This window comes from Chitinophaga sp., from assembly GCF_036566945.1.
Taxonomy (GTDB): domain Bacteria; phylum Bacteroidota; class Bacteroidia; order Chitinophagales; family Chitinophagaceae; genus Chitinophaga.
Window position 1 is genome coordinate 1 of sequence record NZ_DATCVJ010000724.1, and the last position, 12,451, is coordinate 12,451.

12 protein-coding genes are annotated in these 12,451 nt (G+C 44.9%); 3 read left to right on the forward strand and 9 right to left on the reverse strand.

What is annotated here, in order from left to right:
* Positions 1-221 precede the first annotated feature (221 nt).
* Positions 222-1,445, forward strand: a complete 1,224-nt coding sequence (locus VIP81_RS21760) for a PQQ-dependent sugar dehydrogenase (protein WP_331966261.1) — start codon at positions 222-224, stop codon at positions 1,443-1,445.
* A 74-nt stretch (positions 1,446-1,519) separates the two neighbouring features.
* On the opposite strand, the gene VIP81_RS21765 is transcribed toward VIP81_RS21760, so the two are convergent.
* The 3 genes from VIP81_RS21765 to VIP81_RS21775 all read right to left on the reverse strand — a co-directional run bounded on the left by VIP81_RS21765 (position 1,520) and on the right by VIP81_RS21775 (position 4,249).
* Positions 1,520-2,485 carry a TonB family protein gene (locus VIP81_RS21765; protein ID WP_331966264.1) on the reverse strand — a complete coding sequence of 322 codons (966 nt, stop codon included), beginning with the start codon at positions 2,483-2,485 and terminating at the stop codon, positions 1,520-1,522.
* A 151-nt stretch (positions 2,486-2,636) separates the two neighbouring features.
* Positions 2,637-3,404, reverse strand: a complete 768-nt coding sequence (locus VIP81_RS21770; RefSeq protein ID WP_331966267.1) for an alpha/beta hydrolase — start codon at positions 3,402-3,404, stop codon at positions 2,637-2,639.
* Positions 3,405-3,499: 95 nt separating this feature from the next.
* On the reverse strand, positions 3,500-4,249 hold the full coding sequence (locus tag VIP81_RS21775) for a helix-turn-helix domain-containing protein (protein ID WP_331966270.1): 750 nt from the start codon (positions 4,247-4,249) through the stop codon (positions 3,500-3,502).
* Between the two features lie 382 nt (positions 4,250-4,631).
* Between VIP81_RS21775 and mqo the strand changes: the two genes are divergently transcribed.
* Positions 4,632-6,137: a malate dehydrogenase (quinone) gene (gene mqo / locus VIP81_RS21780; protein WP_331966273.1), complete on the forward strand. Its 1,506-nt coding sequence runs from the start codon at positions 4,632-4,634 to the stop codon at positions 6,135-6,137.
* A 6-nt stretch (positions 6,138-6,143) separates the two neighbouring features.
* Positions 6,144-7,001 carry a fumarylacetoacetate hydrolase family protein gene (locus VIP81_RS21785; RefSeq protein WP_331966276.1) on the forward strand — a complete coding sequence of 286 codons (858 nt, stop codon included), beginning with the start codon at positions 6,144-6,146 and terminating at the stop codon, positions 6,999-7,001.
* Between the two features lie 10 nt (positions 7,002-7,011).
* On the opposite strand, the gene VIP81_RS21790 is transcribed toward VIP81_RS21785, so the two are convergent.
* The 6 genes from VIP81_RS21790 to VIP81_RS21815 all read right to left on the reverse strand — a co-directional run.
* Positions 7,012-7,623, reverse strand: coding sequence for a class I SAM-dependent methyltransferase (locus VIP81_RS21790; protein WP_331966279.1), 612 nt, complete (start codon positions 7,621-7,623; stop codon positions 7,012-7,014).
* 53 nt (positions 7,624-7,676) lie between these two features.
* Positions 7,677-8,156, reverse strand: coding sequence for a hypothetical protein (locus VIP81_RS21795; RefSeq protein ID WP_331966282.1), 480 nt, complete (start codon positions 8,154-8,156; stop codon positions 7,677-7,679).
* Between the two features lie 40 nt (positions 8,157-8,196).
* A complete protein-coding gene (locus VIP81_RS21800) occupies positions 8,197-8,943 on the reverse strand; it encodes an AAA family ATPase (RefSeq protein WP_331966285.1) in 747 nt (248 codons plus the stop codon).
* A 34-nt stretch (positions 8,944-8,977) separates the two neighbouring features.
* Positions 8,978-10,777 (reverse strand): long-chain fatty acid--CoA ligase, encoded by a 1,800-nt coding sequence (locus VIP81_RS21805; RefSeq protein WP_331966288.1) that lies wholly within the window; start codon positions 10,775-10,777, stop codon positions 8,978-8,980.
* Positions 10,778-11,132: 355 nt separating this feature from the next.
* Positions 11,133-11,996, reverse strand: a complete 864-nt coding sequence (locus VIP81_RS21810; protein WP_331966291.1) for an AraC family transcriptional regulator — start codon at positions 11,994-11,996, stop codon at positions 11,133-11,135.
* Positions 11,997-12,222: 226 nt separating this feature from the next.
* On the reverse strand, positions 12,223-12,451 hold a 229-nt coding region (locus VIP81_RS21815; RefSeq protein WP_331966294.1), incomplete at its 5' end, for an alpha-L-fucosidase C-terminal domain-containing protein.

The window sequence follows — 12,451 nt, forward strand, 5'->3', positions numbered from 1 at the left end:
CCTTCCTCCGGATCGGTTTGTGTAAGGGAAAAGACGCTGGTCCGCTATCTCCCTATTACTGTTTCAGAAACGATTGATATCATCCGGCGCTTTGGTAAAGGAGGCGCAGAAGTGTTTGAGAAGATGAAGCAATAACCACCCCTGGCTTTGTACATATTGCTTTTCAACTAACTTATAATTATATTTAAGCGTGTATTAACCTAATTAATTGGAGAAAACCTATGTACAAGCAGTTTTATTTAGCGATGATTTATATGGGTGGGATATCGGCACTGGCTTCCTGTGGACAGCAAGAGACTCATTCACCTATCAGCACAGGAACTCCTGTGGAAACATCCAAAGCAAATTCAGATTACAAGCCCGCTTTTGCCGGGCAAACCAGGATAGGTAGCATAAAAACAGCCACACCCTATGAATACAAAGTATTAGACAGCACGCTGAAGTCACCCTGGGGAATTACCTCGCTTCCGGATGGTCGTTTCATCATTACGGAGAAAAGCGGAGATCTGCGCATTGCTGCTACTGATGGAAAGCTAAGTGAGCCAATTACCGGTATACCAGCGGTGAAGTTTGCCGGGCAGGGTGGTTTATTGGGCATTCGGGTAGATCCGGATTTTAGCAGCAACCGGATGGTGTACTGGGTATTTTCCGAAGAAAGACCGGACGGTACACTGACGGCGGTGGCAAAGGGGAAATTATCAGCCGATGAAAAAAGTATAGAAAACGCGATCGTCATCTACCGCGCTACTCCTGCGCATAAGAGCGATCTGCATTATGGTGGCAGAATTGTTTTTGATAAAGAAGGCAACCTGTTAGTGAGTACCGGCGAACGTTCAGACCTGGAAACAAGGCCACAGGCACAGGACCTGAAATCCGGATTGGGAAAAGTAGTGAGGATCACGAAAGACGGGCAGCCTGCCGCAGGTAATCCTTTCGCAGGCAAACCGGATGTAAGACCTGAGATCTACTCTTACGGGCATCGTAATGTGCAGGGACTGGCCTTTAATCCGGCCACCGGTGATTTGTGGGAAACAGAATTTGGTCCAAGAGGTGGTGATGAGCTGAATAGGATTGAACCCGGTAAAAACTATGGCTGGGCTATCATTACGTATGGTATTGAATACAGTGGCGCGAAGGTAGGAGATAGCCTGCAACAAAAAGCAGGATTGGAACAACCCGTTTATTACTGGGACCCTGTTATTTCACCGAGTGGTATTACCTTTTACAGCGGTAGTGGTTTGCCGGAGTGGAAAAATAACCTGTTTATTGCGAGCCTGAGCAGAACGCATATTGTGCGTTTGGTCATTGAAAATAATAAAGTAGTGGGAGAAGAAAGATTACTGGCCGATGAAGGGCAACGCTTTCGGGACATTACAGAAGGAAAGGACGGGGCCTTGTACGCAATAACAGATATGGGCAGATTGTACCGCATCTCTAAAAAATAGTATTATTCATGACAGGATAAAAAAACAGCGACACCTCGTGCAAAGAGGTGTCGCTGTTTTTTATGACAATATCATCAAGGGATTTTAAAAGAAATGGGTAGATTAAACTGTACCGACACAGGAAGAAAATCCTGTATACCCGGCGACCAGCGGGGCATTAAAGCTGTCACACGTTTGGCTTCTTCATCCAGTACTGGGTCTATGGATTCTTTCACGTTAATATTTTTAATATACCCGTCCGCGTCTATTACAAAACTTACGACTACTTTTCCCTCCACTTTGCGCCTGATGGCCTCGGGTGGATATTGCACTGCTTTGGAAAGAAACAGTTGCAAGGTTTGCAATCCGCCGGGGAACGTAGGCATGTAGTAGCCCTCCTCGTTTTCAGTGTCGCGTGGCTCTTTGTCGGAAGTGGGGGATGGTAGCATGTTTCCCAGCGAATCCATTGTAACGGCTGCCATGATTTTTCCATCCTGATATGTATGGATGCGATGAATCCGGCCATTCGCATAAAAGGAGGTATCTGCCAGCAACTGGTTGTTGTCAAAATATTTCTTCGCAGTAATCTGATGGTGCTGGTCAAATCTCAATGCTATTCCCTGACGCTTGCCATTGCTGAAAGGAGTAACGGCTGCGGTATCTCCGGTGGCATATAATCCAATGGCGTCGCCATGAAGCTGGCCTTCCGCATTGAAAGATAGTACGCTGAAAACTTTTTGCTCATGAATATAATACCACCTGTTTACTTTGTGATCGTTATAGTAGTTACCCGTAAACGTCACCATATTATCCGGACTTAAATATTTCCAGCCGCCGTTTTTCTGATCGTTGATATAGTAACCCTGTGTTAAGGGAATATCTACCAGCGATTCTTCAAAATCGCCTTCCTTTATTTTAGTATTATCATCTTTTACATGATACACCAGTTTCGTAAGACCGGGTATGGGTTTTTCTGTCCTGGACTTTTTTTGAGCGTGGGTAGCAAAAGGCGCCAGCAGGCAAAAAAACAGGCACATTTTCAATGGTATAGTTGTCATCATTTAGGGTATTTCAAAAGTCGTTGAATTGGGTTGTTGTTGGCAAATATACAAATTAGCAGATGCTCCATGGAAAGAGGAAGCTACTAGATAAAATAAGGGCCCTGTAAGCCGTGACTTACAAGACCCTAAGGAGAAAATGATGGAGTAGGGATTACTTGCCGGATACTGCTTTGGCGGCCTGCATAATAACGGTAGCTACTTTCTGTGGTTGTGAGATATACACCGCATGACTGCCTTTGATCTCGGTAACTTTGGTATTGGAACGTTTGTACATGTTACGTTGTATTTCGGGGTTGATGCTTTTATCTTCTGTAGCGACAATACCAAATGTAGGTTTGGTTCTCCAGGCTGCTTCGGTAATGGGTGTTACAAAACATTTGCCGTAGAAGGAGCCTTGTGAGGCATACATGAATGCTGCTTCTTCTTTGCTCAGATCACCACAGAAGCCGGCGTGAAACTTTGCCTGGTCGTAGTAAACGATGCCTTTGTCGTTAGGAGGCAATACGCCATTATCGGGAGCTGGCTGGGCAGTCTGGAACCATTGTAAGGCCGTTTCTCCGTTGTCTGGCTGGAAAGCGGCGATATACACCAATCCTGCCACTTTAGGATGGTTATCTGCCTGTGTGATCACCGCACCGCCCCAGGAGTGACCAGCAAGGATGGTAGGGCCGTCCTGCGCATCCAGCACAAGTTTGGTGGCTGCCACATCATCTTCCAGAGACGTTAGCGGATTTTGTACGATGGTAACATGGTAACCTTGTTTGGTCAGTGCTTCATAAACACCTTTGTAACCGGAGCCATCTGCGAAAGCGCCATGTACTAACACTATATTTTTTATTACCTGTGCATTTGCGGTAGTGAAGATGGAAAACATAACTGCGAGGGCTAAGAGGGCTTTTCTTACTATTGAAAGTTTCATCGTGTTTGTTGTTGAAGTTTTTGTTTGAATCAACGATACAAAGATGCGATGAATAGCCCCGGCCAGCGATGAGCGCTTTTCCCGATTAGTTGTGATTATTTCCCTTCTTTGGCAGCTACCGGCGCATTTCTGAAATCAGAAGGAGAGGTACCTGTATTTTTTTTGAAGAAGTTGGAGAAGTAGGGCACATCTTCAAATCCAAGTTCAAAAGTAATGTGCTTAACAGATTTATCGGTATAGCTCAACAGCCGTTTGGCCTCTATAGTAATTCTATCCTGGATGATCTGTGAGGGCGTTTTTTGATTAAAGATGGCAAAGAGATTAGACAAGGTTTTGGGCGACTTACAAAGTTGTTGCGCATAAAAGCTAACGGAGTGCTCTGATTTGAAATTTGCTTCCACCAGGAGGTTGAATTTTCTGATGATATGAAACCTTTCGTCCTGTAGCTTTTTGACAGGCACATAGCCGGATTTGGCCAATCGGGTAACATAAATGATCAGGCGCTTTAACAGCACCAGCAGCATTTCATTCTGGATATGATCTGAGGTATTGAATTCTTCAATGAATACATCGGATAGCAGTTGTAGCTTTTGCTGCGCAGGTTCATGTAGGGGAACAAACATATGATCGGTGCTGCTGAACAGGAACCCAACACAACTCACTTCACTGTCATGGTCAATAATGCAGTAAAATTCCCGGTTAAATTGCCACGCGACGATGGTGGCGGAATTTTCGAAGCTGAAAGACTGGTTGAACAAGAGTGTTAACAAAGAATTGGAAGGGAATTCATATTCCGTACCATCGATGGTGAGTGACTGTTTGACTTTCTGCAGGATTCCATGCAATCGTAAAATACTTGTTGAACCGGTCTTTGGAGAAAAACAACCGGTCAAAACCCGCTTCTTCCTTGAATAGCAGCAATTCCCCGCCTGTATTATCTTCCCGTATGGTGAGCTTCATTATTGAATAGGATAAATGATGATCGAATGCAGCGTAGTAAAAAGTCTCCGGCAGCGTTTATTCAAAATACAAAAGATGTAGGGAAGCCCAAAATTTAAGTGCTGTCATTCGCTGCATCCGTAAAGGCTCTTGCCCCATTTACCTTGGGCGGCATATCCTCGGCTTGTAACGTCCGCATTAATTATTCCTTAAAATTTATCACATATCGCTGAACATTTATCGAGATAGATTATTTTAAGTAGGAATCACCTTCAAACAGGAATCATTATGCAAAAGCAAACACTACATACCGATGTTTTATTGATAGGGGCAGGTGTCATGAGCGCTACACTGGCGACTTTGCTCAAACATTTGTCGCCGGAATATTCCATCCATATGTATGAGCGCCTCGATAAGGTGGCGGGGGAAAGCTCCGATGCCTGGAATAATGCGGGCACCGGTCACTCGGCGCTGTGTGAGCTGAACTATACACCGGAAAAAGAAGATGGCAGTATTGATACGAGTAAGGCGATTCATATTATTGAGCAGTTCGAGGTATCCAAACAGTTTTGGTCGTACCTGGTAGAGCAGGGGCAACTGGAAAATCCGGCTGATTTTATAAGAAGTACCCCGCATATGAGCTTTGTGCATGGCGATAATGATGTAGCTTATCTGCGTAAAAGATTTGATGCCCTGCAGCAATATCAACTGTATCAGGGCATGGAATACTCAGAGGATCCGGCTGTGTTGCAGGATTGGATTCCGCTCGTGATGGAGGGACGGGAACTCAGCGAGAAAACGGCCGCTACGCATATGGAACTGGGTACCGATGTTAACTACGGCGCCCTCACCCGATCTTTGATACAGGAGCTGCAGCAACAGCCTAATTTCAAGTTACATCTGGAGTTTGAGGTAGACAGCCTGGAACAGCTGCGGGATGGCAAATGGCAGGTGAAAGTAGAAAACTTACTGACCAAAGAAACGGAGCATGTCACCGCAGATTTTGTGTTCATTGGCGCAGGAGGCGGTTCTTTGCAGTTGCTGCAGAAATCAGGTATTCCAGAGGGGAAAAGGTACGGCGGTTTCCCGGTAGGGGGTGAATGGCTGGTGTGTAAAAAGGAAGAAATTGTGAACCGGCATAATGCCAAAGTATATGGACAGGCATCCGTAGGCGCTCCGCCCATGAGTGTGCCTCATCTGGATACAAGGGTCATAGAAGGACAGAAAGCCATTCTATTCGGGCCCTTTGCCACGTTTTCCACCAAATTTTTGAAGGAAGGTTCTTTCCTCGATTTGTTCGAATCTATCAAATACTGGAATATTCTTCCGCTGATGCGGGTAGGAGTAGAAAATTTCGGTTTGGAGAAATACCTTGTGGAGCAATTAAGTTTGTCGTTTGAAGACAGGATCGCTGCGCTGCAGGTATTTTATCCCAACGCCGACGGCAACGACTGGGAATTGCAGACAGCCGGGCAGCGGGTGCAGGTGATCTTTAATGACCCTCAGGAAGGCGGCTCTCTGCGTTTTGGGACAGAGGTGGTAGCCGGCGAAGATGGCACGATTTCCGCCTTACTGGGCGCTTCCCCGGGAGCATCTACGGCGGTATCTATCATGCTGGACTTGCTTAAAACCTGTTTCCCTGATCAGCTAAAAGGGAAATGGAGGGAGAAGTTGCAGGCCATGATTCCTTCTTATGGTACGCACCTGGAAGGAAATCCGGAATTATGTTATCGCATCAGAACATGGACAAGTGAAACATTACAATTAGACTGGAAGCAGCCGGAAGTAAAATAACAATAGATGAAATTATTAAGACATGGGAATCCGGGAGAAGAAAAACCTGGTATTCTCCTCAACGATGAATGGTACGACACGTCAGCACTGGGTGAAGATTATACCAATGATTTTCTGGGCAGTGGGGGATTGGAAAGACTGGCCGCCTTTATTGCGAAAGACCGGCATCAGCTGAAGAAAGTAGCGCCCACCACCCGTTTGGGGGTACCGTTGGCCAACCCGGGTAAAATTGTTTGTGTAGGATTGAACTACCGCGATCATATTAAGGAAACCGGTTTTATCCCGGAATCCGAACCCATATTATTTCTGAAAGCCATGAGTGCCCTCAACGGTCCTTTCGATGGCGTAATGATTCCTAAAGATAGTCTCGAAACAGATTGGGAAACGGAACTGGGCGTGGTGATCGGCAAAGCCGGCACCAACCTGGAACAGCCGGAGGCGATGGATTACATCGCAGGTTATATTCTTCATAATGATGTGAGCGAGCGTGCCTATATGAAAAAGAGAGGAGGTACCTGGGATAAAGGAAAAGGATGTAATACGTTTGCTCCGCTGGGACCTTATTTCGTTACCAAAGATGAAATTCCTGATCCCGGAAATTTACGCATCTGGCTTACCTTAAACGGAGAGCTGATGCAGGACGGCCATACCTCAGATCTTATTTATCCGGTGCCGGAGCTGACCGCTTACATCAGCGAGTTCTTCGGGTTGTTTCCCGGTGATATTATTTCTACCGGTTCTCCGGCGGGGAGTGGTACTGGTCGCATTCCCCAGCGTTTTCTACGCCCCGGCGATGTGATTGAATACGGTATTGATCACCTGGGCACAGCGAAGCAAACTTTCAGGGCGTATGAACGTTCCTGAAAGTTTGGTTTTATGACGCGGTTACTTTAAACGTGCAAAACAGGAAATGCTGTTTCGTGTTGAAGGGAGTAATATGTTCTTCGGTTACACATCTGACCTTTGTGAATCCGTTGGAGAATTGTGCTGCTAATGCGGCTTCATCATACTGTTGAATGGTTAAGCCGCTGCATTTTGTAGGACCATCATACGAAAAGGTGCCAATCGTCATATAGCCTTTTACTGCTTTCTCCGCAATGCGGAGATACTTTTCAACCTGCTCGGGCGTAGTCATAAAGTGAAACGCAGCCCTGTCGTGCCACAGGTCGTAGGTAGTGGTAGGATGGAAGGATACGATATCGGCCACTATCCAGGTTACTTTGCCGGCAAGTTCGCCTAAACGTTTTTTAGCCCTGTCCAATGCTTTCTCAGAGATATCGAGTACCGAAATATTTTCGTACCCTTCCTGCAACAGGAAGTCAACGAGTTTGCTGTCTCCCCCTCCGATATCGATGATTTGTGCCGACTTCGGCAGGTTCATTTCACGAATAAGTGTCAGAGAAATGGCAGGCACTTCCTGCGTCCAGCTTACTTCATTTGGCTGTTTCTCCGTATAAATATTTTCCCAATGCTTTTTCTGATCCATCGTTATCTTTTCAGGTACAAAGGTATTTATTCACGGGTACCTGCGCAAAAAGCTTATGCCGTTGCTTTTAAAGACCTGCCGCTAACGGCTTTTTGTGTCCATTTTTTTCGGATCACAAAAAGAAGGATGAAGTAGGGAGTGGATATTACTAAAAAAGGAAGGAAGAGCGGGTATACCGCCATGTCATTAAGGAAGAAACCTGTCGAAGCCATGCAACATAGCCAAAAGCATCCTACGCTTAAATTAAATACGACTGCCCATTTTACTTCCAGCCATAGTAGTAAAGTCATGAAGAAACCAAGGGCGGCATTTGACATAATGAATATAACGGATATTAGAGAGACCATGCCATAGTTATATCCACTATTCATTAATGCCCGGAAATGCCCGAACTGAAAGGAAACATTCACAATAGCAAGGCCGCTTATGACCATGCCGAGCCACACATATATTTTTAACGCCAGTGGCATTACAGCGCGTCTTCGTAGAATGGGAACCTGGGTAAACGAATCATCAAAAATTGTTTCTTGCATAGGTATGTAGTTATAGTACAGGGAATGATGTGATAAGTCATCAGGCATCGCCCAATAAAATCTTCACCATGTTTTCATGATCATTAATAAAGTGCCGGGATATTTTATAGTTCGCTGTTTCGGTATAGCTGGTTTTATGGATCCCTTTTTCTGTGAGCTCATAAATAGTCGCATCCGGGTAGGCCATTACAATAGGAGAATGCGTAGCGATGATAAACTGCGCATTCTGTTGAATCAGTTCATGCATTCGGGTAAGCATCGCCATTTGCCGGGTTGGAGACAGCGCCGCTTCGGGTTCATCCAGGATATACAAAGCATTTCCGGAGAAGCGATGCATGAACAAGGCCCAGAATGCTTCACCATGGGATTGTTCATGTAAAGAAACGCCGCCATAGTCGTCGATCACTTTTTTGTCGGATTCCTTATCCAGGTACTCAATATTAGTCCCCAGGTTAAAGAAGCTTTCACCTCTTAAAAAGAAGCCATCTTTGTGGCGTATAGGCGCCCGGGCTATCCTGATATATTCATGTAATACAGAATGGGAAGCCCGGGTAGCGAAGTTGAAATTTCTGGAACCTCCTTCCGGATTAAATCCACTGCTGACGGCAATGGCCTCGATCAGCGTTGATTTGCCCATGCCATTTTCACCGGACAGGTAAGTTACTTTAGGATGAAATTCCAGCGAAGAAAAGTTACTCAGCGCGGGAATATTAAAGGGATATTCCCGGGAAGAGGCGATCTTTTCCTTGTTGAAACTTAATGTTATCAGTCCTCTTTTCATGGCCATCGCCGCGCTTAATTTTCCGCTAAAGTAATAAAACCTAGCTATAAATCCGATCTACCACGGCTTTGAACTTCTCCATCACTGCCTTTCGTTTCAGGCTCAGTTTGGGCGTCATTTCGCCGCCGGCGATGCTCCATTCTTCCGTGAGCAGTTCAAACTTTTTAATCTGTTCTACATGATTAAAATACTGGTTGTATTTATTCACCACCTCCTGGTACATTTCCAGTACTTTAGGCGTTTTAATGGCGGCTTCATTAGTGGTAAAAGGAATATTCTGCTGGTTCATCCAGTACTTCAGATACGTATAGGCAGGCACTATCAAGGCGCCTGTAAATTTTTGTTCGGAGCCTACTACCATGATCTGTTCGATAAAAGGGCTTTCCTTAAACTTATTTTCAATAGGCTGTGGGGCAACATATTTTCCACCACTGGTTTTAAACAGTTCCTTTTTGCGATCCGTTATTTTTATAAATTTATCATCTACCCAAACGCCTACATCGCCGGTGTGCAACCAGCCATCAATTACTGTTTCAGCGGTGAGGTCCGGACGTTTGTAGTAGCCCTTCATCACACTGGGGCCTTTTACACAAATCTCTCCATCTTCCTGTAGTTTTATTTCCAGGTGGTTAATGGGAGGGCCTACCGTACCAAACTTCATTCCACCGGGTGTTTTTCTGTTTACACAGATCACGGGGCTGTTTTCCGTAGGTCCGTATCCTTCGTATACCGGGATGTCGGCGGCATTAAAAATACGCAGCAGTTTTTCCTGGCAGGCCGCACCACCGGTTACAATAAAACGGATGTTGTTACCGAGGGCCTGCCGCCATTTACTAAATACGAGTTTATTGGCAATAGACAGCTGCAGGTTATACCAACCGCCTCCACTAACGTTGTTATCATATTTTGAAGCCAGTGCCACCGCCCAGAAAAACAGGCGGCGTTTTATGCCTGTTAAATTATTGCCGGTAGCCATAATTTTTTCAAATACTTTTTCCAGCAGACGGGGAACTGTCGTAAAGCCATCCGGGCTGATTTCCTTGAGGTTAGCGCTCAGGGTATCTATGCTTTCTGCATAGTAAATACTAATACCGCTGAACAGGTAGATGTAGGTCACACATTTTTCAAAGATGTGATTCAGCGGTAAAAAGCTCAATACTTTACAAGGGTATGGGGCATCTTCAAAAGGAAAACTTTCTTTCGACGCCATTACATTCGATACAATGTTGTTATGCGTGAGCATCACGCCTTTAGGCGTGCCTGTAGTGCCGGAGGTATAAATGATGGTCGCCAGATGATGTGGATCGATATCCGCCTTGATAGTTTCCACACGTGCCAGCAATGCAGGCGTGGCTAGCGCGGTAATTTCAGACCAATGTGCAGCACCGGCTATTTCATCAAAGGTGTAGATATGTTTTAAAGAGGGTACGCCCTCTTTGATACTGTTTATTTTATCAAGTAATTCCTTGCTGCTCACGAACAAATATTTAACCGCGGCATCCTGGAGGATAAATTGTATTTCCGTAGGATTGGTAGTAGGGTACAGGGGTACCAACACGGCGCCTGTTTGTTGCACCGCAAGGTCAGTAAATACCCATTCAGGGCGGTTGTTACTGATAATCGCTATTTTATCGGCGCCTTCCGCGGTAAAATCATTTCCACCTACTCCCAGTTGCAGTAATCCGGCGCTGAAACGATTCACGATGTCGCTGACACTGGCCGTATCATAAGTTTTCCAGGCTCCATTCACTTTCGCCGCCAGCATATCCGGCTTTGGGAATTGTGATAATTGCCAGCCGATTGCATCAAAAAGTCTTTGCTTCTTAGGGAGATTGCTCATAACGCGATTTTAAAGGTGGTTGGTGCTTGTACCAGTTGTTCTAAATATACTAAATAAACAATATAGTTTATACAGTAGGGGCATGTTCGTGTAGGGTATGGGGTGATACTGGTATCTGCTGGGGTGGATTGTAGCCTCCGCCTCCGGCGGAGTTTTTTTGTCTTTGTCCAGGATTATACTGATTTAGATGATTTTCCAGATTTTGTTTTTACAGGATTAAAAAAGATTAGCGTAGCTCTAAGCGGATTTTGCTTATGGCTACGCTAATCTTTTTATTCAAAAAATCATAATAGTAAAAATCTGGAAAATCATCTAAATCAGTATAATCCTGAACAAAGACAAAAAATCGCGCTATTTATTTAAAATGGCTTTTATATTCCAGCGGTCTTTTTCCGGTAATTAATTTGAACATATTAATGAAATGCGATAAGGTATTATAACCACATTCATAACAGATTTCTGTGATGTTCTTATCTGAATCGATGAGCAGCTGACAGGCATATCCAATTCTTAACTCGGTTAAAAAGCGAACGTATGTTTTGCCTGTTTTAATTTTAAAGTAGCGGCAAAACGAGGTGCCGGTCATGTGAATCAGCTCTGCGGCATCTTCCAGTGTTAATTTACTCCGGAAATGCTGGTGCGTATATTCAATAACGGTTTTTAACCGTTGGTTATCATGTTGAGACGGATCATAGTTGAAGCTTTCTGTCGACAATAACGTATAATCACCGCTTTCTGCAATGAGGTAGAGTATCTGCAGCAATGTGAGCAACCTGCTTCCGGGGGACTGTGTCAGCAGATTTTCCATCATACCGGCAACGGTTCTGCAGGTATCACCTTCCAGTTTAATCCCTTGCCTGGAGAGCGTCAGGAGCTGGTTGAGTTTCCGCATTTCAGGCCATGCCGACAAGGTACTGCTGGGGATGTCCTGCTTGAAGAGTGCCACCACCGCCTCGCCGGATTCTCCTTTCTGTTCACGGATAAAAGTATCTTCATGACGAAAGGAATGCGGCAGGTTGGCGCCAATTAAAACAACATCACCGCTGTGGAACGGACCAATATAATCGCCTATCAGCCAGGTACCAGCGCTTTTCTTGATGTATAATAGTTCCAGTTCAGGATGAAAATGCCAGATATTGCGCATGTTTTCCCCTGTATCTTTTCGTACAGTAAAGGAACTCTCTGGCGGCGGAGTAACTTTTTTTAATACTGCTTTCATAATCGTGCTGGCAGGAGTAGAAGTAAAAAATGGTTTATGCTTACAACTAAATGTAAGTAATTTTTCTTATTTCCCACGCGAATTAAGAAAGAAGTTTTAACTACTAAACCATGTATGGCAGCGGAACCGCGCCAATAATAGAAATATGCTGGGTTTAATGACCCGATCCGGCAATCGGGTCACACTATATTTTGGCTGTCCGGGCCCATAGGTTGTTGCTACTACATTATTTAAATCCGAACTTAAAGCCAATTACCTTCCATGATGGCAGGTTGGCCGGTTTGCTGATCACCAGTGCATCCTCTTCGGCTTTCCACTGCAGTTTTTCTTTGCTGCCCAGCAGGGTGACAGACGTGATTTTCTTATTATTCAGCGTACTTTTTTTACCTAATGATTTGATACGAATGTCACCGGAAGGGATGTCCAGGAAATAGGCATACAGGTCGTTGCCCTTG